Below are 22,239 nucleotides of genomic sequence, written 5' to 3' on the forward strand. Positions count from 1 at the left end.
TCAGCGGACGAAGCGGACCTCGGTGAGCGTCTCACCCAGGAACGGCTCGGTGTGCGAGGCGCCGTCGAGCGTGAAGCCGTTGCGCGTGTAGAAGCGGTGCGCGCGCGGGTTGTCGTCGGCGACCCAGAGGTACAGCTGCTCGTCGGCGCCGACGACGGCGTCGAACAGCTTCTGGCCGATGCCCGTGCCGTGGTACTCGTCGAGCAGATAGATGAAGTAGAGCTCGCGGAAGCGCGGCGCGTCCTTGTCCCGGGCAGGGCCGGAGCCTGCGAAGCCGACGATCTCCCCGCCGACGAGCGCGGCGAACATCTTGAAGTCGGGACCCTGGACGGCCCAGTGGGTCCAGAGCTCGGCGAGACGCTTGGGAGAGACCGCTTCGAGGGCGGCCTTGCTGATGAGGTGGTCGTAGGTCTCGTGCCAGCAGGTGGCGTGCACACGCCCGAGGGCCTCTGCGTCCACGTCGCGCACCGGACGGACGACGATGTCGGTCTGGAGTTCGGCTTCCATGGCCAGACTCTACGCCCGGCCTCGCGCGAGACGAAATCGACCGGACGCCGCCTGTGGACGCGTGGCTCCGAGGCGTCGGATGCCGCCACCCTGTATGTCGGAAATCCACAACCGAATGTCGACTGCGCTCATGGATCGCTACCATCACTCCCCGTGAACGTGATCTGGCGGACCCTGCTCGTGATGCTCGGCGCGCGGCGGCGCGTCCGGCGAGAAGGCCGCCTTCCGCCGACCGGCATCGGCCGGGTGCGGCTGACGACGCTGCCCACCGACCTCGACATCCTCATGCACATGAACAACGGCCGCTATCTCTCGCTGTTCGATCTGGGGCGCTGGGATCTGCTGGTGCGGACGGGCCTGTTCGACGTCATGAAGCAGCGCGGCTGGTACGCGGTCGTGTCGAGCGAGACGGTCACATTCCGCAAGTCGCTCGAGCTGTGGAAGCGGTTCGACGTCGAGTCGCGCATGATCGGTCACGACGACAAGGCCGTGTACCTCGAGCATCGCGCCGTCGTCGACGGCGAGGTCTACGCCCGCGTGATCGTCCGCGCCAGAATGATGAAGCGCAGCGGGGGCACGCTTCCGCACGACGAGCTGTTCGCGGCGGTCGGGTATCCCGACGGCATCCCCGAGATCGACCCGTGGGTGCACGACTGGGCCGCGGCCTCCGCTCTGCCCCCGTCGCGAGCCGAAGCACCCAGCGTCTGGAGCTGACGACTCAGCGGCCGCGGGCTCAGCTCACCGGCGGGCGCTCAGCTCAGCAGCGCCGACGCGACGGCGGCCAGTGAGGCCACCATCGCCACGTTCACGGTCACCAGGAGCGCTGTCCACACCTGGGCGGAGTCGACCGACGACAGGGGCGTGCGCCCGACCGCGTCGAGGGCTTCGGGCAGGGTCTCGAATTCGCCGACGGTGCGACCACGGGGCGTGCTGGCGACATAGACGCCGCGCTCGCGACGGACGGCGCCCACCTTGCGGCCTCCGCGGCCGGCCTCCCAGTCGCCGCGATCCAGGCTGCGCCACTGCACACGCCAGGACGCCGGGGCTGTCAGAGTGGGGAATGTCATGCTCGCAACGCTAAGCGGGCGTGCCGCGGCGCATCGGCCCTTGACTTCCGCGAGAAGTCAGGGTAAACCCGCGGTGCGTGCCTAGCGGGCGGCGGCGGGGTCGTCGGGTTCGGGAACCAGTGACAGGCCGGCCGGGGAGTTCGCGGCCTTGGTCAGCGCCTCCACCCACGCGGGGTTGAGTCGGGGCTGGCGGCTGCCGAAGTACTCGAACGAGAGCGGCACGTGAGGGCTGAGCCACACCGAGGTGCGCCCCATTCCGCTGCGCATCGGGTCGGTCCACGTGAAGGGGAACTGCTCGCCGCGACGGAGCTTCGCCCACACGACCGCCTGCAGGTGGGCGAGGACGCGGTCATCGATCGAGACGGCGATCTTCGAGTCGTATGTGAGGGTGCCCATTCCGCCAGATTAGCGCGCGTTCAGGGGGTCCACGGAACCCTACGCCGGAGGGCGACGCAGAGTATACGCCTTTCTCGCGCCCGTGTCTGGTGTTGCACGGGATGTGCTCCAACCCCCAGGCTGTCACGGTGACCACTTCGGAGACGCTCGTCCAGGATCTGCGAGAGGCGGTGTCGTCGGGGGGACTGACGGTCGTCTACCAGCCCCAATTCGCCCTCGACACGGGGGCGCCCGGCGGCGCACCCGTCGCAGTGGAAGTGCTCTGCCGCTGGACCCATGAGGTCGACGGCGAGGTCCCGCCGTCGACGTTCATCCCGCTCGCCGAAGACGCGCTGCTGGTCGAGGAGATCGACCTCCAGGTGCTCGAGCAGGGGCTGGAGCAGATCCTCGAGTGGCAGCGCGCCGGCCGCGCCGTCGAACTGGCGGCGAACGCCTCGCCGTCGCACATCACGCTCGACTACGCCGAGGCGGTCATCGCACGCCTGGCCGTGGCCGGCATCGACCCCGCCTTCGTCACGATAGAGATCACCGAGACGCCGTCTCCGCAGCTGCTTCCCGACATGCGCGCGGCGCTCGCTCGGCTCCGCGCCGCCGGCCTGACCATCGCGATCGACGACTTCGGCGCGGGAGACACCACGATCGACATGGTCGAGTCCCTGCCGATCGACGAGGTCAAGATCGACCGGTCGCTGACACAGCGAGCGGATGCCGCAGCCGACGCCATCGTGACCGATGTGGTCGCCCGGTCGAGCAGCCAGGGCTGGCGGGTCGTCGCCGAGGGCATCGAGACCCCCGAGGACCTCGCCCGTTCCATCGCCCGGGGCTGCCACCGCGGCCAGGGCTACCTGCTGGGCAAGCCGATGGGCGTCGCCGAGATCGAGGCGCTCTGGCTGCGCTGAGCGGGCTCGCCTAGAGCGTGAACTCGTCGGGGGCGTCGACCGGGGTGTCGTCTGCTGCCGACGGCGACTCGCCGACGTCGATCTGCGACCACGTCACAGGCATTCCCGGCGAGAACAGGATGTCGATGCCGGGGCCACCGCGCAGCGGCGGGATGTTGACGTAGCCGCCACCCGCTTTGATCGCCTCGAGGATCTGGGTCTTGAGCCCCGTCACCGGGTCGGGCAGGAAGTAGTCACGTCCGTCGACAGTGAGCCGGTTCACGATGGCCATGGGGCCCAGCGTACCCGTCGCGCGGGATGTCGAGATTAGGATTGAACTCGTGGGAACACTTCACTACGGTTCGCCGGCCACCGGTTTCGCCCTCGACGACCGCACGCTCGCCCACATCGAACTCGTGATGATGGCCAAGCTGCGTCGTCAGGAGAGCTTCGCGTTCGCCATCACCGACGAGAAGACGCAGCTGCGTCAGGCGGTGTGGATCTCGCCGGTCACGGCACTGCGCTTCGAGTACGACGCGCCCATGCCCGAGATCAACCGCCTCTGGCTGCAGGATCTCGTCGATACCGCGAACTCGTCGGGCGGCCTGCGCATCGTCCCCGAGCCGGACCCGGCCGCGCCACGCTGAGACCCGTCACGCTGAGACGCGTCACGCTGACACGCGTCCACCGCCCTCGCGCTTCGAGCGGTACATCGCCGCGTCGGCCGCGTCCAGCAGCTCCGACGCCGTCATCCCGGGCGCTGCGGCCACGACGCCGGCGCTGACCGAGAGGCTGAACACCGCGTCGCCGACCGCGACCGGCCGTCCGATCGCGCGGATCGCGCGCTGCGCCACATGGCGCGCGTCCTTCTCCTCCGCGCCGACGCACACGATCACGAATTCGTCGCCGCCGAGACGCACCACCATGTCGGAGGCCCGCGCCACCCCTGCGAGGCGACTGCCGATCGCGGCGAGCACGGCGTCGCCCACCTCGTGGCCGCGGGTGTCGTTGACGACCTTGAAGCCGTCGAGATCGAGGAAGATCACTGCGAGGCGAGACGCGGCTCCGGCGATCAGGGCCTCGAGCCGATCGTCGAGGAACCGGCGGTTGTGCAGCCCGGTCAGCGCATCGCGCAGCGCGAGCTCCGCGAGCTCGGCCTGGGCGCGGGCCGCGAGCGCCGCGTGGATCTCGGTGCCGAGCTCGCGTGCGTCCTCGGCGTGCTCGCCCCAGGGCAGGCTGCGACCGGTCACGCTCTCGCGCCAGGCCGAGAACGACCGGCGAGGGGAGAGCGCGTCATCGCGGTTGTCGGCGCGCTGGTCGCCCAGCCAATCCACCGTGCGGGCCACCTCGCTGCGGAGGAAGACCAGGCGGTCGCCCTCGGTTCCGATCGGCACGTCGAGCAGCCCCGCGACGCCGGGCATCTCGACCGCGAGCTCGGGGCGCTCGAGGGGGAGCGCCTCCCACATCGGCCGTTCGGCGGCCAGTTCGTCGACGATCCCGAGGACGGTGTCGAGCGGGGGCACGGTGCCGAGACCGAGCACCGAATCGCCGAGCCGCAGGATCACCCCGTCGGCCGGTACGACGTCGAGCACCGTGCGCTCGCCGCCGAGCAGCACAGCCGCGGCGTCGCTCCGCCCGTAGAGCGGTGCGACGATCGCGACCCGGCGCTCGCGTGCCTCCAGGCGTCGGCGCAGGTCGCGGATCTGATGGGCGGCGGTGAGCTGCATCGTCACCTGGCTCGCGAGCACCTCGAGCGCGCGGCGCAGCAGCACGGGAACCTTGCGCGGAGAGCGGTGGGCGCACGTGAACATCCCGACGAGCCGGTCGTCCGCGACGAGCGCGAGCGACAGCGTCGAGGCCTGGCCCATGTTGCGCATGAACTGCAGGTGGTGGGGCGACACCGACCGCAGCTCGGTCGCCCCGAGGTCGAGCGGCTCCTGCTCGGGGAGCAGCGACGAGATGGCCACGCCGGTGTCTTCGGTGTCGGCGATCACCCGGGAGCGCTTCTCGAGGTAGAGCGCTCGGGCCTGCGAGGGAATGTCGGAGGCGGGGAAGTGCAGTCCGAGGTACGGCTCCATGTCGGGCTCGCGCTCGTCGGCGACGACCTTGCCGTGGCCGTCGGCGTGGAACTCGTAGCACATCACCCGGTCGAACCCGGTGATCCGCTTGATCTCTGCTGCGGCACGCCTGCGCAGCTCGTCGGGATCGGTGACGCCCGCAAGGCCCTGGATCGCGCCGACCACTCCGGTGCGCACGTACTCGAGATCTGCGTGCACGGGTTCCAGATCGATGAGCAGCGGCGATCCTCCACGGTGCACGATGACGTCGTAGGTGACGCCGTCGATCACGGTGCGCACGGGGTCGATGGCGGCGCCGTGCGAAGCGGCCCAGCTCAGCGTCTCGCTCCCGAGCTCGTGAACGCGGCGGCCGAGCCAGGGCGCGGCGTTGTCGCTGGCGGCGACGATCGTGGCGGTCAGCTCATCGACGGCCAGCAGGACTCCGTGGGACTGGATGCGGCCGATGATGCGGATCGGCTCGGCCGCGCACTCTTGCAGGCGGCGGGATTCCGCCTCGTCCCTCTCGCGAGCATCGTCGTAATGCAGAACTGTGGTGTCGGTCAACGTGCCCCCTCGGCATCGGCCCCGAACTGTCGCGACGGCTGGCCGAGGAACGTCAAGCGTACGTCGTCACCGGCGATCGCGGGCCGCGGGATCCGTGAAGGGGTGCGCCCGTGCGCTGAGCGGTCCATGCATGCGCAATCGGGATGACTCGGCGGCGTACCGGACGGCGGGGTGCGACGCAAGGGCGTTGCGGGCGGCCGGGGGTTCCGGTTGCGTGCAGTCAGGCGCGGGCACTCCCCGCCCGCGCAGGGAGGAGGAAACGAGCCATGGACACCGCAACTCTCATCTGGATCATCGTCGCGGTCATCGTCGTCGCGATCATCGTCGTGGTCACCCTCGCGCTCACCGCACGAGGCCGCGCCGAGAAGAAGCGCCGGGCCGAGCACGAGAAGGCCGAGAAACTTCGCGAGCAGGCCCGCGAGACCGAGCTCGCCGCTCGCGAGAGCGAGGCGCGTGCCGCGCAGACCCGGGCGGATGCCGCGTCCGCAGCGGCTGCGGCACAGCAGGCCAAGGCGCAGGCCGCACAGGCCGAGGTCGACGCCAATCGTCTCGCCGACAGCGTGAGCGAGCACGACGCCGAGGCCGCCCAGCGTCGCGCCGAGCAGGAGGAGACCCTGCGCAAGGCCGACGACGTCGATCCCTTCGTCTCCACCGACGCCGACGCCGACGCCGGCGACCGCAGTCGCGACGGCCGCGTCGACCAGAGCCGCGGCGCCCACCTCGACCGCGACCGGGACAGCCGGGCGACGGCCGACGACGGCGTGCCGCCAGCTCCTGACGGCGTGACCGGTCGGAGTGCCTCGGCGCACGACCCGGCGGCCGAGAGAGGCGCGGCCATCACGCGCCCGCCGGCGACGACGACCGATGAGCGCTCGGTCGTCGTCGATGAGCACGCGGCCACCGCCGACGACGGCACCGTGCCGCCGAGCACCCGCCGGGATCGCGCCTGAGGACCGGGGCCGTCTGCCCGGCGAGACATCCGTGCACAGGCACGGTGAGCACGCCGGGCGGGCGGCTCTAGGCTGGACGGCATGGTGACCGACCCTTATCAGGGGGACACCGACCTGACGGCTCCCGACGACGACCTCGCCGAGCGTGCCGTGGTGCTGGCGCAGCGGTGGATCACCGAGAGCGCCGAGGTCGATGTGGACCCCGCCGCCGAGCGACTCGCCGGCGTCCTGAAAGACCCCAACGGCCTGCCGTTCACGATCGGCTTCGTCGACGGCGTCATGCGCCCCGAGAGCCTCACGGCGGCGGCATCCAATCTCAGTCGTGTCGCGCCGCTCGTGCCCGGCTTCCTGCCCTGGTACCTCCGGAGCGCGGTGCGTGTGGGCGGCGCTGTCGCACCGGTGCTGCCCTCGCCCGTGGTGCCGATCGCGCGGCGCGTGCTGCGCGAGATGGTCGGACATCTCGTGGTGGACGCGCGGCCCGAGAAGCTCGGCCCCGCCATCGCCGGCATCCGCGAGTCCGGCGCCCGTCTGAACCTCAACCTGCTCGGCGAGGCGGTGCTCGGCGAGCAGGAGGCGCTGCGCCGCCTGGAGGGCATCCACGAGCTCGTCCGCCGCGACGACGTCGACTACGTGTCGGTGAAGGTGTCGGCGATCGCCAGCCACATCTCGATGTGGGCGTTCGACGAGGTCGTCGCCAAGGTGGTCGATCGCCTGATGCCGCTCTACCTGACGGTGGCGTCAGACGGCACCTTCATCAACCTCGACATGGAGGAGTACCGCGACCTCGACCTGACGATCGCGGTCTTCACGAAGATCCTCGAAGACCCGCGGCTGCGGGGTCTCGAGGCCGGCATCGTGCTGCAGGCCTACCTGCCCGACGCCCTGCCGGCACTGCAGCAGCTCACCGCGTGGGCGCAGCAGCGCGTGGCGGCCGGGGGCGCGCGCATCAAGGTGCGGCTCGTCAAGGGCGCCAACCTCGCGATGGAGCGGGTGGATGCCGTGATGCACGGCTGGTCGCTCGCCACCTACGACGCCAAGGTCGACTCCGACGCCAACTACGTGCGCTGCCTCGACTTCGCGCTGCGACCCGAGAACGCCGCCGCAGTGCGGGTGGGGGTCGCCGGACACAACCTCTTCGACATCGCCTACGCCTGGCTGCTCGCGGGCGAGACCGGCGTGCGCGACCAGATCGAGTTCGAGATGCTCCTCGGGATGGCCCAGGGACAGGTCGCCGCCGTTGCCCGCGAAGTGGGCCACGTGCTGCTCTACGTGCCGGTCGTGCGTCCTGACGAGTTCGACGTCGCCATCAGCTACCTCGTGCGCCGGCTCGAGGAGAATGCGTCGAGCGACAACTTCCTCTCCGCCGCCTTCGAGCTCGCCGACGTGCCCGCGATGTTCGAGCGGGAGCGCGACCGCTTCCTCGCGTCTCTCGAGCGCGCCGCCGACCCGGCCCTGCGCGTCGGCCCGAATCGCACGCAGGACCGCGCGACCGAGCCCGTCGAGGCCCACATGTCCCGCGCGCGACTGCGCGACACCGGGGCGATCGGCGAGGGCGACGGTCTCACCGAGGCCGTGATCGGCATCGCGCGCTCCGCGGCGGGGGATCCCGCCGACACCGCGCCCGTCGCGCCGTCCGTCGAGGAGCAGCTGTTCGCCGGCGAGGCGTTCGTCGAGACCGCCGTCTTCGCGCCCCGTGAGGGCAGTGACCGCGCGCAGGGTGCACCCGGCTTCCGCAACGCCCCCGACACCGACCCGGCGCTGCCGGCCAACCGATCGTGGGCCCGTGGCATCCTCCGCCGCATCCACACGTCGCGCGCCGGTGACGAGACGATCGCCGCCGCCCGCATCGACGACGCCGACGCTCTGGAAGCCGTCGTGAAGACGGTGACGGATGCCGCGGCCCGATGGAGCGCGACGCCCGCGGCCGAGCGCTCCGCGGTGCTCGCCGCCGCAGGTCGCGCGCTCGAGGACCGACGTGGCGAGCTCATCGAAGTCGCCGCGTCCGAGACCGGCAAGATCTTCGCCGAGGCCGACGTCGAGGTCAGCGAGGCCGTCGATTTCGCGAACTACTACGCCGCCACCGCCCGCGAGCTCGACCGGGTCAGCGGCGCGGTGTTCGAGCCCGCGAAGCTCACCGTCGTCACCCCGCCGTGGAACTTCCCGGTCGCGATCCCCGCGGGCGGCGTGCTCGCGGCTCTCGCCGCGGGATCGGGCGTCGTGTTCAAGCCCGCGCCGCAGGCGCGCCGGTGCGCGGCCGTCGTGGCCGAGGCGCTGTGGGAGGCCGGTGTGCCGCGCGACGTGCTGGCCCTCGTCGACATCGACGAGGGCGGGCTCGGGCAGGCGCTCGTCTCGCACCCCGCGGTGGACCGGGTGATCCTCACCGGCTCGTTCGAGACGGCCGCACTGTTCCGCTCGTGGCGTCCCGACCTGCCGCTGCTCGCCGAGACCAGCGGCAAGAACGCGATGATCGTGATGCCGTCGGCCGACCTCGACCTCGCGGCATCCGATCTCGTCAAGAGCGCCTTCGGCCACGCCGGTCAGAAGTGCTCGGCGGCGTCGCTCGCGATCCTCGTCGGCCCGGTCGGGCACTCCAAGCGGTTCGCCCGCCAGCTCGTCGACGCGGCGCAGTCGCTGCGCATCGGCTCGCCCACCGACCCGCTGTCGGAGGTCGGGCCCGTCGTCGAGCCGCCCCGCGGCAAGCTCGAGTGGGCGCTCACGACCCTCGACGAGGGCGAGCAGTGGCTGGTCGAGCCGAAGCCGGTCGATGCCGGACCCGAATTCGCGGGCCGCATGTGGACGCCGGGCATCCGCACCGGCGTGATGCCGGGCTCGCGCTTCCATCACGAGGAGTTCTTCGGACCGGTCCTCGGCGTGATGCACGCCAGCTCGCTCGCCCACGCGATCGACCTGCAGAACGCCGTCGCCTATGGCCTCACCGCAGGGCTGTACACGCAGAACCCCGACGACCTCGCACTGTGGCTCGACCGCGTCGAGGCCGGCAACCTGTATGTCAACCGGGGCATCACGGGCGCGATCGTGCAGCGCCAGCCGTTCGGCGGATGGAAGCGCTCGTCGGTCGGGGCCGGCACGAAAGCCGGCGGTCCGAACTACCTCATCGGGCTCGGCTCGTGGCGAGCCACGTCGGGCGGTGCCGCGTCGACGACGCTGCACCTGCGCGGCCTCGACTCGCGCATCACGTCGGTGATCGAGGCGGCCCAGCCGTCACTCGACTACGACGCGTTCGAGTGGCTGCGACGCGCAGCGCTGTCGGACGCGATCGTGTGGGATCGCGAGTTCGGCCGGGTGAAGGATGTCTCGGCCCTCGGCATCGAGCGCAACCTCTTCCGCTACCGCCCGATCTCCGAGGTCGCGGTGCGCGCCACGGCGGACGCATCGTGGCAGTCGGTGCTGCGCGTCGCCATCGCGGGCATCCGGGCGGGGTCGGCGCTCACGCTCAGTGCCCCCGTCGGCCTGCCCGGCGCCGTGCGCCGCGCGCTCAGCGACCTCGACGTCGCCGTCTTCGTCGAGACGGACGAGCAGTGGCTGCAGCGCATGGCCGCCGCGGCTCCGGACCTGACGGCGGCGGTCGCGGGCGAGGCATCCGCTGCCCGCCCGCCGCGGGTGCGGCTCGTCGGACCCCGCGACTCGGTCGGCGCGCTGCACCGCGCGCTCGCCGCCGCGGTCGGAGGCGACCCCGACCTCGCGGTCTACGACAACGAGGTGACCACGGCCGGGCGACTCGAGCTGCTGCCTTTCCTGCACGAGCAGTCGATCACGATCACCGCGCACCGATTCGGCAACCCCGACCCGTGGTCGGAGGACGTGATCTGATCCGGGAGGGTGCCGGGCGCGGCATCCGTTCTACTCGATCGGATCGGTCGCGAGGTCGCGCACGTGGTAGAACTCCTCGTCCCAGAGCAGGTACACCAGCCAGGCGGGCAGGTAGTACGCCGACTGCAGGTAGTTCGCCTGTGACGCGTGGATGGCCCAGCCCTCGTGCTTCTTTCCGGTCTCGGCAGACATCGCGTACTCGGGGTCGGGCTGGTTCTCGACCACCAGTGCGCCCTGCTCGCCGCCGAACATCGACAGGGCCGTGGTCGGGCTGATCGTGTAGACGAGGTGGTCCGGGCCGTCATAGGCGCCGCCCTCCTCCTTCAGCTCCGCGATCGCCAGCTCGGTCACGCGGCCCATCTCCATGTGGTCCTTGTGGCCGGTCGCACCGCTGGCCGGCCAGAAGCCCACGACGACGTCGGGCTCGATGCGCTTCATGGCTTCGACGAGTCGCTCGACGAGCTCGTCCTCGTCGGCCTCGGGAACGCCGCCGTCGGGGTAGTCCCACACCTCGTGCTCGTCGACGCCCAGGTTGAAGCTGTTCTTGAGCGCCTCGGCGGTGCGGACGACGCCGAGATCCTCCTGGCGTGCGACGACCGGGACCTGGTGGCCGGCCTCCCCGGCCGTCGCCGTGATCATCGCGGTGTACGCGCCGTCGTGCTGTTTCGCGCGCCAGAACAGGCCGTTCACGGTCTGCTCGTCGTCGGGGTGGGCGAAGACGCCAAGCACGCGCTCCCCGCCGAGTTCGCCGACGACCGAGTCGACGCCCTTCGCGGTGGGCATGTGGAAGAGGCTGCGTCCCGCCCAGTACAGGCCGGCCATGAGGACGACGAGGACGGACGCGACGACGATGAGCGCGATCCAGCGCTTGCGCATGAGGAACTCCGGGTGGTGCACCGATCCGTCGGCCACGACAGGTCGGAGATGCTGTGTCCGTCGGCGATGACGGGTCGAAGCATCCTAAACCGAATGGCGCTCGGTGCCGAATCGCGTCACCCGACGACGACCGCGGTTCCCGGCTGCGTACGGTGGGAGGGGGTGGACCGGATCCCGACGGTGAGCAGGTAGCCGACCATCCACAGCTCGCCGACGGTCGCCGGGATGCCGAGGAGGTCGGCGATGCCGCCGGCTTCGGGCAGCGCCGCGGAGAGCACCGCGCTCGTGACGTAGCCGACGCCGCCGACGATGAGAAGCACGCCGAGAAGCCGCGGCATGAGTCGCGTGGCGAGGATGAACGTGCCCATCGGGACGAGCCACAGGCCGAAGAAGACGGCGCCCGTGGTCCAGAAGGCATCCGCGACGCCGCGCAGCAGGGCAGTGACGCCGGCGTCACCGCCGGTCTCCGCCGGAACCGCGAGTGCCGCGGTGAGCAGGGCGGCGCTGGCCAGGATCGCGATCGCGTTGGCGATGCCGAAGGTCGCGACCGCGTACGCCTCGGTGGGGCGATCGCGGCGGTACAGGGCGAAGAAGCCGACGGCGGCGAGCGACTGTGCGACCACCACGCCGAGCTCGAGCGCGACGCCGAGCCGCGCGTAGCCGGCGCTCTCGGCGGCGAGTGGCCGCACGAGCAGGAAGCCGAGCGCGCCGAGCACGGCGAGTGCGAGGTAGGCGCCGCCGGTCCAGCGGGCGATGCGGCGAAGAGCGTTCATGTCCGGTCCTTCGATCGTGTAAAATATTCTTGACAGTGACCGTAGGCGCGGCTTACCGTGTATGTCAAGAATCTTTTACAAACGACCGGGGGAGTCATGGCTTACGAAGAGCGCAACGTGTGGGCCGGCCTGATCGTCAGCGTCATCGGCATGGCCGTCTACACCGTGATCGTGCTGCAGCAGGCGGCGTCGCGGCCGGTCGCCGAGATCGATTGGGTGCCGATCATGCTGTGGACCATCGGGCTCAGCATCGTCGCGACGATCGTGATCAGCATCCTGTGGGGCATCCTCGCGGGCATCCGCGACCCCGACGGGGTCGGCAAGTCCGACCAGCGAGACCGCGACATCAGCCACATGAGCACCCGCGTCGGCCAGGCGTTCCTCGTGATCGCCGGCCTCGGCGTGATCATCGAGTGCGCCTTCCGACTCGACTGGTTCTGGATCGCCAACACGATGTACTACGGCTTCGCCCTCTCGGCCCTCGTGGGGGGCATCGCGAGCGTCGTCGCCTACCGGCGGGGGCTCGTCTGATGGTCAAGCCCACCAGGGTCACCAACTCGATCCGCAGCGTGCGGGAATCGAGGGGCGTGACGCAGGCCGAGCTCGCGCGTCAGGTCGGCGTCACGCGCCAGACCCTCATCGCCATCGAGCAGGGCCGCTACTCCCCGACCCTCGAGCTCGCCTTCCAGATCTCCCGCGCGTTCGGCGTGGGGCTCGACGATCTCTTCCAGTACCCGGAGGCATGACATGACCGCGACATCCCCCGGCGCGCGCGACGCGTCGCTCTCGACCGACAGCATGACCGCATGGGTCCAGCGCACGTACGGCGGCCCCGACACGGTCCGCCGCGAGCAGATCGACGTGCCCGCCCCGAGTCGCGGCGAGGTGCTGCTCCGCCTGCGCGCGACCGGCGTCAACAACGGCGACACGCGAGTGATGCGCGGTGAGCCGCTCCTCCTGCGTCTCGCGTTCGGACTGCGCAGGCCGACGCAGCCGGTGAGGGGGATGGATGCCGCAGGCACTGTGATCGCGCTCGGCGACGGCGTCACCGGGTTCGCGCCGGGCGACGAGGTCGTGTGCGAGCTGCCCGGCGGCGGCGGGCTCGCGGGCTACGCGGTCGCGCCGGTGAAGCGGCTGGTCCGCCGCCCCGCCGCGCTCGATCCCCTGGTCGCCGCTGCGCTCCCGATCGCCGGCGGCACGGCGTGGCAGGCGCTCGAGCGGGGAGGGGTGGCGGAAGGCATGCGGGTCCTCGTGATCGGGGCCTCCGGCGGGGTCGGCACGTTCACCGTGCAGCTCGCCACGCTGCGCGGCGCCGACGTCTGGGCGCTGTGCGGAGAGCGCAGTCGCGAGCTGGTGGAACGGCTCGGCGCATCGCGCACCTTCGACTACCGCACCGTGCAGCCCGGGTCGCCCGAGCTCGGTGACGCGGCGTTCGACGTCGTCATCGACATCGCCGGGACCTCGTCGCTGCGCTCGCTCCAGTCCCTCGTGCGCGACGGCGGTGCGGTCGTTCTCGTGTCGGGCGAGGGCGGTCGCCTCATCGGGCCGATGGGCCGCATCCTCGCGGCGACGCTCCGATCGATCGGCTCGAGGCGTCCGCTGCGCCCCCTCGCGGCCGTGGCGAAGCCCGACGTGCTCGCCGAGCTCCTCGCGCTCGCCGCCGACGAGCGCCTCGTGCCGGTGATCGAGCACACCTGGCCGCTGGCGGAAGCGGGTGATGCGCTCGCGCATGTCGATGGCCTCCACGCGGTCGGGAAGACGGTGGTCACCATCGCCTGACACCGTCTGGGCGTGATCCCAGGCCGTTCCCAGGTGACGTGAGACAATGGATCCGGCGTGCCCGGTTGCCGGCTTCCGCAGCTCCGCCGGGCCTCTGGACAGCGTCCGCCGCCCCTTCGTCAGGAGCAAGATGTCCACGCAGAACACCGCGCCCGCCCCCGCCACCATGACCGAGGCATCCGTCACCCGCCTTCAGCAGCACCGCAGCTACCTGATGTGCCGTCCCGAGCACTTCACGGTCAGCTACACGATCAATCCCTGGATGGAGCCGGCGAACCCGACCGACACGGCCAAGGCCGTCGAGCAGTGGCAGGCGCTGTACGACACGTACATCGCGCTCGGCCACGACGTGCAGCTGATCGACCCGATCGAAGGGCTGCCCGACATGGTCTACACGGCCAACGGCGGGTTCATCATCGGAGGAGTCGCGTACGGTGCGAAGTTCCGCTTCCAGGAGCGCGTGCCGGAGGGCCCGGCGTTCATGGAGTGGTTCGCGGCCAACGGCTTCGAGGTCGCCGAGCCCGAAGAGGTGAACGAGGGCGAGGGTGACTTCCTCCTCGTCGGCGACACCATCCTCGCCGGCACCGGCTTCCGCTCGACGGGCGACAGCCACCGCGAGCTCGGTGAGGTCTTCGGCAAGGAGGTCGTGAGCCTCAACCTCGTCGATCCCCGCTTCTACCACCTCGACACCGCGATCTCTGTGCTCGACCCCGTGCAGGGGGAGGGCGGCGTCGAGAAGGCGAACATCGCCTACCTGCCCGGCGCGTTCGACGAGCCGAGCCGCCGCATCCTCGAGGAGCGCTACCCCGATGCGATCCTCGTCGCCGACGAGGACGGCGCCGTGTTCGGCCTGAACTCGGCCAGCGACGGCCTCAACGTGATCATCTCGCCGCGCGCGAAGGGCTTCGAGGCCCAGCTGCGCGAGCGGGGCTACAACCCGGTGCTCGTCGACCTCTCCGAGCTGCTGCTCGGCGGCGGCGGAATCAAGTGCTGCACGCTCGAGCTGCGGCGCTGACAGGAGACGACATGACTTCCACCTCGCCGGACGTCGAGACCGCGATGGCCCGCATCATCGCCGATGAGAGCGACCACGTCGCGCACAACTACCACCCGCTGCCCGTCGTGATCTCGCGCGGTGAGGGCGCGTGGGTGACCGACGTCGAGGGCAAGCGCTACCTCGACCTGCTCTCGGCCTACTCGGCACTCAACTTCGGTCACGGGCACCCCGCGATCCTCGCCGCCGCGCAGGAGCAGCTCAACCGCCTGACGCTCACCAGCCGCGCGTACCACAACGACCGCCTCGGTCCGTTCGCGGCTGCGCTGGCCGAGCTGTGCGGCAAGGACCTCGTCCTGCCGATGAACACCGGCGCCGAGGCGGTCGAGACCGGCATCAAGGTCGCGCGCGCGTGGGGCTATCGCGTGAAGGGGATCGAGCCGGATGCCGCGACCGTCGTCGTGGCGCACGGGAACTTCCACGGCCGCACCACCACGATCGTCGGCTTCAGCGATGACCCGCAGGCGCGCGAGGGCTTCGGTCCGTTCACGCCGGGCTTCGTGGGCGTGCCGTACGGCGATGCCGCCGCCATCGAGGCGGCCATCACCCCGTCGACGGCCGCGGTGCTCATCGAGCCGATCCAGGGCGAGGCGGGCGTCGTGCTGCCGCCCGAGGGCTACCTGCGGGCGGTCCGAGACATCTGCACGAAGCACGACGTGCTGTTCATCGCCGACGAGATCCAGTCCGGCCTCGGCCGCGTGGGCGAGACGTTCGCGTGCGATCGCGAGGGCGTGGTGCCTGACGTGTACCTGCTCGGCAAGGCGCTGGGCGGCGGCATCCTTCCCCTGTCCGCCGTCGTCGCCGACCGCGAGATCCTCGGCGTGATCCGTCCTGGCGAGCACGGCTCGACGTTCGGCGGCAACCCGCTGGCCGCCGCCGTGGGGCTGCGGGTCGTCGAGATGCTGCAGACCGGTGAGTTCCAGACGCGCGCGAAGGCGCTCGGCGAGCACCTCGAGGCGCGCCTGCAGTCGCTCGTGGGCGAGGGCGTCACCGCGGTGCGCGTCGCCGGGCTGTGGGCCGGGGTCGACATCGACCCGGCGGTCGGCACGGGTCGCGAGATCGCGGAGCGGCTGATCGCGCGCGGCGTGCTCGCCAAGGACACCCACGGGCAGACGATCCGCATCGCCCCGCCGCTGGTGATCCGTGCGACGGAGCTCGACTGGGCGGTCGAGCAGCTGCGGTTCGTCCTCGCGGGCTGAAGCTAGCGCGCCACGACGTCGGCCACGTCGGTCTCAGCTGCGCCGGTGGTCGTGATGCCGAAGTGCCGGCGCATCGCGATGCGGGCGCCCTCGGGATCACCGGCTGCGATCGCCGCGACGATGTCGTCGTGCGACAGGTCGAACTCGGTGCCCGAGCCGTCGCGGGTGACCGCCTCGCGACGGGCCCGCATGTCGTCGTTGAGCGCGCGCTGAAGGCCCTCGCGCAGCAGATCGAGCACGGGGTTGTCGACCACGTCGAGCAGACGCCGGTGGAAGTCGGCGTCGGCCTCGTGCGCCCGCTCGATGTCGCCCGACGCCTCGGCGGCGTTCATGCGCTCGAGCGCGCCGCGCAGGTCGTCGATCTGCGCGGGGGTCGCCTTGCGCGCGGCCGCTTCGGCGACGGCCTGCTCGACGAGCACTCGGGCTTCGGCGACGTGCGGGTCGGTGATGTAGCCCAGTGACTGCGCGATGGTGAAGTACATGCGGACGAACCCGTACGACGGTGTGTCGATGTAGGTGCCGCGTCCCTGCGTGCGGCGGAGGAATCCGAGGCGCTCCAGCACCGAGAGCTGCTCGCGCAGCGCGCCGCGGCTCATGCCCAGGGCGTCACCCAGCTCGCGCTCGGGCGGCAGCCGGCGCGCGCCGGTCCCGTCGTCGACCGTCGCGAGTGCGAGCAGACGGAGCACGAAGCGATCGAGGGGTTCCTGCACCAGACCTCCGGATGACTGGGGTTCTCCCGAATGCTACCGGTCACCGCCCTCCGGTCGATGCCGGGCTCATTCGAACACGGTGATGAACCGCTCGTGCCACCCGCTCGCCCCGTTCGGCGCCGGGTGCGCCCGCTCCGACGTCTGCACCTCTCCCTCGCTGTTCGTGGCGCGGCACCGGAGGAGGTGGTCGCCGGCCTCGGCCCTCCACGGAAGACTCCACTGCACCCAGGTGTCGTCCGAGATGGCCGTCGCCAGTTCAGCGGGCCTCCAGTCGCCGTCGTCGATCTGCACCTCGACGGTCTCGATGCCGACTCCCTGCTGCCAGGCGACGCCGGCGATCACGGTGTCACCGGCCTTGAGGCCCTGTGCTCTGCGCGGCACGTCGATGCGGGACTGCAGCTTGATGGGTCCGCGCTCCGACCAGCCTCGCGGCGTCCAGTAGGCCTCGTCGGCAGCGAACGTGGTCACCGTGAGTTCGGTGATCCACTTGGTCGCCGACACGTAGCCGTAGAGGCCCGGCACGACCATCCGCACCGGGAACCCGTGCTCAGGCGGCAGCGGCTCGCCGTTCATCCCGACGGCGAGGATCGCGTTGCGGTCATCGGTGAGCGCTTCGAGGGGAGTGGATGCCGTGAACCCGTCGATCGACCGCGACAGCACCATGTCCGCACCCGGCGTCGGTCGCGCGCGGGCGAGCAGCTCGCGCACGGGGTAGCCCAGCCACCGGGCGTTGCCGATCAGTGACCCGCCCACCTCGTTCGACACGCACGCGAGAGTCGTGTAGCTCTCCTCGAGCGGAAGCCGCAGCAGCTCATCCCACGTGAGCACGACCTCCTCGGCGACCATCCCGTGGATGCGCAGCGACCACTCCGCCGGGTCGACGCGGGGTACGACGAGCGCGGTGTCAATCCGGTAGAACTCGTCGTTCGGGGTGACCACCGTTGCGAGGCCGGGGATGCCGAGCTCCGCCGACGCCGGAACGGTCGGCGCCTTCGCCGCGGGAGTCGGCAGGACGACGGCCTTGATGGCGGTGAGCGCCGCGTCCGTCGCGCGCATGGCGCTCGCGGCGACGGCCGCGAGGATGCCCGCGGCCGCAGCGCCCGCCGACCATGCCAGGAAGCTGCGACGGCTCGGCGCACCCTCGGTGCGGCTGCCGGGTGGTGCGGGATCGGTGAGCGGTGCGTCGTCGGGCCGCAGTCGGCGGATCAGCCACCACAGGGCGACCGCGCCGGCCACGCCGGCGCACGCGGACGGCAGCCACGACAGACCCCCCGCGTCCGGACGCGTCATCGCGATGACGGCGCCCAGCATGCCGAACGCGAGCACCACCACGCGACCCCACGGCGGACGGCGGGCCTCCAGCCAGCCGGCGAACGCGGTGAGCACGAGCACGACGAGTGCGATGCCGACGATCAGGGCGATCTTGTCGGCGGTGCCGAACAGGGCGATCGCCGTGTCCTTCGCCCACGGCGGAGCCAGGTCGATGAGCGTCCCGCCCACGGCGACGAAAGGGCCGGAGCTGGGCGCGAGAAGTGCGGCCAGCAGCTCTCCGAGCCCGGCGCCGAGCACGACGGCGCCCACGCCCGCCACCCACGCGAGGGGAGACGGGATGCCGCGTTCCCCGCGCGACTTCGCCACGATGCCAGCGTACGACCCTCGGCGCTGACCGGGGCCGGTGGGAGCGAAACACGTCGGCAACACCGCCCCGACTAGGCTTTCCGCATGGGTGATCTCTTCGACGGCTACGGCTCCACTCTGGCGCCGCGCAAGACGGCCTCCGGAGTCCCCGCGTACGACGAGATGTTCGGGAGTCCGGCCCACCCGGGCGCGCTCGCGGAGTCACGCGAGGCCTACCGCGAGCTCTACCAGGCGCTGGCGCAGATGACGCAGGAAGAGCTGCGCGGGCGCACCGATTCGCTGGCCAGCTCGTACCTCGCGCAGGGCGTCACGTTCGACTTCGCGGGCGAGGAGCGGCCGTTCCCGCTCGACGCCGTGCCCCGCGTCATCACGTACGACGAGTGGTCGCGGGTCGAGGCCGGCGTGAAGCAGCGCGTCAAGGCGCTCGAGGCGTTCCTCGACGACGCGTACGGCCGCCAGCACTGCGTGCGCGACGAGGTGCTGCCCGCCGGGCTCATCGCGTCGTCGCAGTACTTCTACCGTCAGGCCGCGGGCATCCACTCGGCGAACGGCGTGCGCATCCAGGTCTCGGGGATCGACCTCATCCGCGACGAGCACGGCGAGATGCGGGTGCTCGAAGACAACGTGCGCGTGCCGTCGGGCGTAAGCTACGTCATCTCGAACCGTCGAGTCATGGCCCAGACCCTGCCCGAGCTGTTCGTGTCGATGCGTGTCCGGCCGGTCGGCGACTACCCGAACAAGCTGCTCGCCGCGCTGCGCGCCTCGGCCCCGGCGGGCATCGAAGACCCGAACGTCGTCGTGCTCACTCCGGGTGTCTACAACTCGGCCTACTTCGAGCACACGCTGCTCGCGCGGCTCATGGGCGTCGAGCTCGTCGAGGGCCGCGACCTGCTGTGCGTCGGCGGCAAGGTCTTCATGCGCACGACCCGCGGCCCGAAGCGCGTCGACGTGATCTACCGCCGCGTCGACGACGAGTTCCTCGATCCGCTGCAGTTCCGCGCCGACTCCATGCTCGGCGCTCCCGGACTCATGCTGGCCGCGCGGCTGGGCAACGTCACGATCGCCAACGCGGTCGGCAACGGCGTCGCCGACGACAAGCTGCTCTACACCTACGTGCCCGACCTCATCCGCTACTACCTCGCCGAGGAGCCGATCCTCAAGAACGTCGACACCTGGCGCCTCGAGGACCCGAACGCGCTGGAAGAGGTGCTCGACCGTCTCGACGAGCTCGTGGTCAAGCCGGTCGACGGGTCGGGGGGCAAGGGACTGGTGGTGGGCCCGGATGCCTCGCCCGCCGAGCTCGAGAAGCTCCGGCAGCGGCTGCTCGCCGACCCGCGCGGATGGATCGCCCAGCCCGTGGTCATGCTCTCGACGATCCCGACGCTGGTCGAGGACGGCATGCGCCCGCGACACGCCGACCTGCGACCCTTCGCCGTGAACGACGGCGAGGACGTCTGGGTGCTGCCGGGCGGGCTCACGCGCGTCGCCCTCCCCGAGGGCCAGCTCGTCGTGAACTCGAGCCAGGGCGGCGGATCGAAGGACACCTGGGTCATCGGCGGCTCGGCCCCCTCGCACGTCGAGTACGGGCAGGGCAACGGCGTCTCCGGGCTCGTGGCAGACCAGGCGGCGACGATCACCGCGGCGATCCCGATCATCTACGACGGCCAGCCCGAGCCGACGCACTCGCCGCAGGACCGGCCGCGCACCCGCTCGGAGCAGCAGGAGCAGCAGCAGCAGGCGAGCATGGAGCAGTCATGCTGAGCCGCATCGCCGAGTCCTTGTTCTGGATCGGGCGCTACATCGAGCGCAGCGACGGCACCGCGCGCATCCTCGACGTGCACCTCCAGCTGCTGCTCGAGGATCCCTGGATCGATGAGGACACCGCCTGCCGGTCACTGCTCAGCGTCATGGGCTCGTTCCCGCCGGAGGGAGTCGAGCACGTGCGGCGGGAAGACGTGCTCGCCCGGCTCGCCGTCGACCGCATGAACCCGTCGAGCATCGCCTACGCGCTGACGGCGTCGCGTGAGAACGCCCGCCGTGCGCGCGAGATCGTGTCGACCGAGCTGTGGGAGACGCTCAACACCACCAACGCGCGCATGCCGCGCCGGTTGCAGACCGACAAGGTGCACGAGTTCTTCCAGTGGGTGCGTGAGCGGGCGGCGCTCGCCGTAGGCATCGTCGACTCGTCGACGAGCCGCGACGAGGCCTGGCAGTTCTTCACGCTGGGCCGCAGCATCGAGCGCACCGACATGACGGCGCGTCTCCTCGCGACGAGGTCGCTGACCGAGGCATCCGGTCCCTCCTGGACCACCATCCTGCGATCGTGCGGCGCCTACGAGGCGTACCTGCGCACCTACCGCGGCATGCCCAGTGCCCGCAATGCCGCCGAATTCCTGCTGCTCGACCGGCTCTTCCCGCGGTCGATCATCTACTCGATCCAGCGCGCCGAGGAGTGCATGAGCGCCATCGACCCCCGCGCCGACCGCGTCGGCCACTCGAACACGGTGCTGCGAGCGCTCGGGCAGATCCGCAACGACCTCGAGTACCGGCCCATCGGCGAGATCCTCGGTGAACTGCCGCAGCACATGGACCGCGTGCAGAAGGTGACGCGCGAGGCGTCCGAGGCCATCCGGGGCCGGTTCTTCCCGACGCAGGCCGAGCCGAGCTGGATCGGAGAGATCTCGTGAAAAGGCTCAGGATCGAGCACCAGACCGGCTTCAGCTACCAGGGTGACGTGTCGGCCTCGTACAACGAGGCCCGCATGCTCCCGGGCTCGACCGACAGCCAGTTCGTCCTCAACTCGTCGCTCGACATCGAGCCGTCGACGTCGGTCAACCAGTACGTCGACTACTTCGGCACGCGCGTCGCCGCGTTCGACGTGCTGTCGCCGCATTCCGCGCTGACGATCACCGCCAAGTCCCTCGTCGAGGTGCGCCCACGGCCGCTCGAGCACGTCGACGTGACGTGGCACGGGCTCGCCCGCGAGTCGGCGCGGTCGATCGAGACGGTCGAGCAGATGACGCAGACCGGGCGTACGCGCCCGCATCCCGAGGTCGCCGAGCTGGCCCGCTCGATCGCCTCCGGGCACGACCACCCGGGGCGGGCGGCGCACGCGATCGCCACCGGGATCGGCGACGCCGTCGAGTACATGCACGGCATCACCGGCGTGCACTCCACGGCGCACGAGGCGTGGGAGGCGCGCAAGGGCGTCTGCCAGGACATCGCGCACATCACCCTCGGTGCGCTCCGCGAGGTCGGCATCCCCGCGCGGTATGTGTCGGGCTACCTGCACCCGCGGCCGTCGGCCGACGTCGGCGTCGCGGTGACCGGCGAGTCCCACGCATGGATCGAGTGGTTCGCCGGGGAATGGCAGGGCTTCGACCCGACCAACAACATCGAGATCGGCGACCGCCACGTGCTGGTGGGCCGCGGTCGCGATTACGGCGACGTGCCGCCCCTGCGCGGTGTGTACGCCGGCCCGTTCAAGAGCCACCTGCACGTGAAGGTCACGATCACACGCGAAGCGTAGCGAGCGGGGGAGGGGCGGATCGGTTCCTGAGTAGGTGCGCAGCGCCGTATCGAAGGGATCACCCGCGAAGCGTGACCCGCTGGCCCCGGGATCAGGCGGGCGGGGCGTCGGGGTCCAGCGTCTTCAGGGTGTCCTCTTCGACCGGGTTGTCGGCATCCAGCTGCTCCTCGGTCGTCTCGTCACCGCCGATCGGGTCGTCCTGGTCGACGGGTTCGTCTTCGGCTCGGCGCTCGTCCATGCCCCCACGCTAGGCCGAACGCGCGCGAGCGGGACGGGGGTTGACGAACGCCGACGCCAGGGGGAGGCGTCCAGCGCGGGAGATTCCCTCGGCGGACGCGCCTGTATCGTGTCACGCATCGCCCGGCCGCCCCGAGGAGGAACCCGATCCATGCCGGTCCACCGCATCGAGTCCATGCCCCACCTGCGGCGAG

The 22,239-nt window shown here is 71.0% G+C and carries 23 protein-coding genes; 13 read left to right on the forward strand and 10 right to left on the reverse strand.

All coding sequences use genetic code 11. From position 1 onward, the window contains the following. The gene (locus ACFC1W_RS07220; RefSeq protein WP_375990379.1) at positions 1-507 is read right to left on the reverse strand and encodes a GNAT family N-acetyltransferase; all 507 of its coding nucleotides are present in this window, start codon (positions 505-507) and stop codon (positions 1-3) included. 153 nt (positions 508-660) lie between these two features. On the opposite strand from ACFC1W_RS07220, the gene ACFC1W_RS07225 reads away from it, so the two are divergent. Continuing rightward, positions 661-1,221 (forward strand): acyl-CoA thioesterase, encoded by a 561-nt coding sequence (locus ACFC1W_RS07225; protein ID WP_375990381.1) that lies wholly within the window; start codon positions 661-663, stop codon positions 1,219-1,221. A gap of 38 nt (positions 1,222-1,259) precedes the next feature. Here the strand turns inward: ACFC1W_RS07225 and ACFC1W_RS07230 are convergent, their stop codons facing one another. Together ACFC1W_RS07230 and ACFC1W_RS07235 are read right to left on the reverse strand one after the other, a co-directional pair. After that, a complete protein-coding gene (locus ACFC1W_RS07230; protein ID WP_375990384.1) occupies positions 1,260-1,574 on the reverse strand; it encodes a hypothetical protein in 315 nt (104 codons plus the stop codon). An 81-nt stretch (positions 1,575-1,655) separates the two neighbouring features. After that, the gene (locus tag ACFC1W_RS07235) at positions 1,656-1,970 is read right to left on the reverse strand and encodes an ATP-dependent DNA ligase (RefSeq protein WP_191764408.1); all 315 of its coding nucleotides are present in this window, start codon (positions 1,968-1,970) and stop codon (positions 1,656-1,658) included. A gap of 128 nt (positions 1,971-2,098) precedes the next feature. On the opposite strand from ACFC1W_RS07235, the gene ACFC1W_RS07240 reads away from it, so the two are divergent. Beyond that, entirely contained in the window at positions 2,099-2,869 is a 771-nt protein-coding gene (locus ACFC1W_RS07240) for an EAL domain-containing protein (RefSeq protein WP_375990388.1), read from the forward strand. Positions 2,870-2,879: 10 nt separating this feature from the next. Here the strand turns inward: ACFC1W_RS07240 and ACFC1W_RS07245 are convergent, their stop codons facing one another. Beyond that, positions 2,880-3,140, reverse strand: a complete 261-nt coding sequence (locus ACFC1W_RS07245; RefSeq protein ID WP_375990391.1) for a hypothetical protein — start codon at positions 3,138-3,140, stop codon at positions 2,880-2,882. Between the two features lie 49 nt (positions 3,141-3,189). Here ACFC1W_RS07245 and ACFC1W_RS07250 point away from each other — a divergent pair, with 49 nt between their 5' ends. Next, positions 3,190-3,495, forward strand: a complete 306-nt coding sequence (locus ACFC1W_RS07250; protein WP_375990393.1) for a hypothetical protein — start codon at positions 3,190-3,192, stop codon at positions 3,493-3,495. Positions 3,496-3,516: 21 nt separating this feature from the next. Here ACFC1W_RS07250 and ACFC1W_RS07255 read toward each other — a convergent pair whose 3' ends face one another. Next, positions 3,517-5,469: a diguanylate cyclase domain-containing protein gene (locus ACFC1W_RS07255; RefSeq protein ID WP_375990395.1), complete on the reverse strand. Its 1,953-nt coding sequence runs from the start codon at positions 5,467-5,469 to the stop codon at positions 3,517-3,519. A 266-nt stretch (positions 5,470-5,735) separates the two neighbouring features. Here ACFC1W_RS07255 and ACFC1W_RS07260 point away from each other — a divergent pair, with 266 nt between their 5' ends. Together ACFC1W_RS07260 and ACFC1W_RS07265 are read left to right on the forward strand one after the other, a co-directional pair. Continuing rightward, a complete protein-coding gene (locus ACFC1W_RS07260; RefSeq protein ID WP_375990398.1) occupies positions 5,736-6,419 on the forward strand; it encodes a hypothetical protein in 684 nt (227 codons plus the stop codon). A gap of 81 nt (positions 6,420-6,500) precedes the next feature. After that, positions 6,501-10,250, forward strand: a complete 3,750-nt coding sequence (locus ACFC1W_RS07265; RefSeq protein ID WP_375990401.1) for a proline dehydrogenase family protein — start codon at positions 6,501-6,503, stop codon at positions 10,248-10,250. A 30-nt stretch (positions 10,251-10,280) separates the two neighbouring features. Here the strand turns inward: ACFC1W_RS07265 and ACFC1W_RS07270 are convergent, their stop codons facing one another. Next, positions 10,281-11,162 (reverse strand): PIG-L deacetylase family protein, encoded by an 882-nt coding sequence (locus tag ACFC1W_RS07270; RefSeq protein ID WP_375990403.1) that lies wholly within the window; start codon positions 11,160-11,162, stop codon positions 10,281-10,283. An 80-nt stretch (positions 11,163-11,242) separates the two neighbouring features. After that, a complete protein-coding gene (locus ACFC1W_RS07275; RefSeq protein ID WP_375990405.1) occupies positions 11,243-11,899 on the reverse strand; it encodes a DUF4386 domain-containing protein in 657 nt (218 codons plus the stop codon). Between the two features lie 96 nt (positions 11,900-11,995). Between ACFC1W_RS07275 and ACFC1W_RS07280 the strand changes: the two genes are divergently transcribed. The 5 genes from ACFC1W_RS07280 (at position 11,996) to rocD (ending at position 15,931) form a co-directional block, all read left to right on the forward strand. Beyond that, positions 11,996-12,430, forward strand: a complete 435-nt coding sequence (locus ACFC1W_RS07280; protein WP_375990408.1) for a hypothetical protein — start codon at positions 11,996-11,998, stop codon at positions 12,428-12,430. Then, positions 12,430-12,645, forward strand: a complete 216-nt coding sequence (locus ACFC1W_RS07285) for a helix-turn-helix transcriptional regulator (RefSeq protein WP_375990410.1) — start codon at positions 12,430-12,432, stop codon at positions 12,643-12,645. Before ACFC1W_RS07280 ends, ACFC1W_RS07285 begins: the two co-directional genes overlap by 1 nt. A gap of 1 nt (position 12,646) precedes the next feature. After that, complete coding sequence (locus tag ACFC1W_RS07290; RefSeq protein WP_375990412.1) at positions 12,647-13,678, forward strand: NAD(P)-dependent alcohol dehydrogenase; 1,032 nt, start codon at positions 12,647-12,649, stop codon at positions 13,676-13,678. A 130-nt stretch (positions 13,679-13,808) separates the two neighbouring features. Further along, positions 13,809-14,693, forward strand: a complete 885-nt coding sequence (gene ddaH, locus ACFC1W_RS07295; RefSeq protein WP_375990414.1) for a dimethylargininase — start codon at positions 13,809-13,811, stop codon at positions 14,691-14,693. Between the two features lie 11 nt (positions 14,694-14,704). Beyond that, positions 14,705-15,931: an ornithine--oxo-acid transaminase gene (rocD, locus tag ACFC1W_RS07300; RefSeq protein ID WP_375990416.1), complete on the forward strand. Its 1,227-nt coding sequence runs from the start codon at positions 14,705-14,707 to the stop codon at positions 15,929-15,931. A gap of 2 nt (positions 15,932-15,933) precedes the next feature. Here the strand turns inward: rocD and ACFC1W_RS07305 are convergent, their stop codons facing one another. Next, a complete protein-coding gene (locus tag ACFC1W_RS07305; RefSeq protein ID WP_375990418.1) occupies positions 15,934-16,641 on the reverse strand; it encodes a FadR/GntR family transcriptional regulator in 708 nt (235 codons plus the stop codon). Positions 16,642-16,707: 66 nt separating this feature from the next. Then, a complete protein-coding gene (locus ACFC1W_RS07310; protein WP_375990421.1) occupies positions 16,708-18,279 on the reverse strand; it encodes a molybdopterin-dependent oxidoreductase in 1,572 nt (523 codons plus the stop codon). Between the two features lie 84 nt (positions 18,280-18,363). Between ACFC1W_RS07310 and ACFC1W_RS07315 the strand changes: the two genes are divergently transcribed. Genes ACFC1W_RS07315 through ACFC1W_RS07325 form a run of 3 tightly spaced genes read left to right on the forward strand, consistent with a single transcriptional unit; the run spans position 18,364 to position 21,808 of the window. Further along, positions 18,364-20,040, forward strand: a complete 1,677-nt coding sequence (locus tag ACFC1W_RS07315) for a circularly permuted type 2 ATP-grasp protein (protein ID WP_375990424.1) — start codon at positions 18,364-18,366, stop codon at positions 20,038-20,040. Next, on the forward strand, positions 20,034-20,966 hold the full coding sequence (locus ACFC1W_RS07320; RefSeq protein ID WP_241112563.1) for an alpha-E domain-containing protein: 933 nt from the start codon (positions 20,034-20,036) through the stop codon (positions 20,964-20,966). The genes ACFC1W_RS07315 and ACFC1W_RS07320 overlap by 7 nt, the downstream gene beginning before the upstream one ends. Continuing rightward, entirely contained in the window at positions 20,963-21,808 is an 846-nt protein-coding gene (locus ACFC1W_RS07325) for a transglutaminase family protein (protein ID WP_191764343.1), read from the forward strand. The genes ACFC1W_RS07320 and ACFC1W_RS07325 overlap by 4 nt, the downstream gene beginning before the upstream one ends. A 91-nt stretch (positions 21,809-21,899) precedes the next feature. On the opposite strand, the gene ACFC1W_RS07330 is transcribed toward ACFC1W_RS07325, so the two are convergent. Beyond that, on the reverse strand, positions 21,900-22,046 hold the full coding sequence (locus ACFC1W_RS07330; RefSeq protein ID WP_375990427.1) for a hypothetical protein: 147 nt from the start codon (positions 22,044-22,046) through the stop codon (positions 21,900-21,902). Positions 22,047-22,239: the final 193 nt, after the last annotated feature.

Origin of the sequence: Microbacterium sp. NPDC056003, from assembly GCF_042274785.1 — a bacterium.
In the GTDB taxonomy this organism is placed as follows: domain Bacteria; phylum Actinomycetota; class Actinomycetes; order Actinomycetales; family Microbacteriaceae; genus Microbacterium.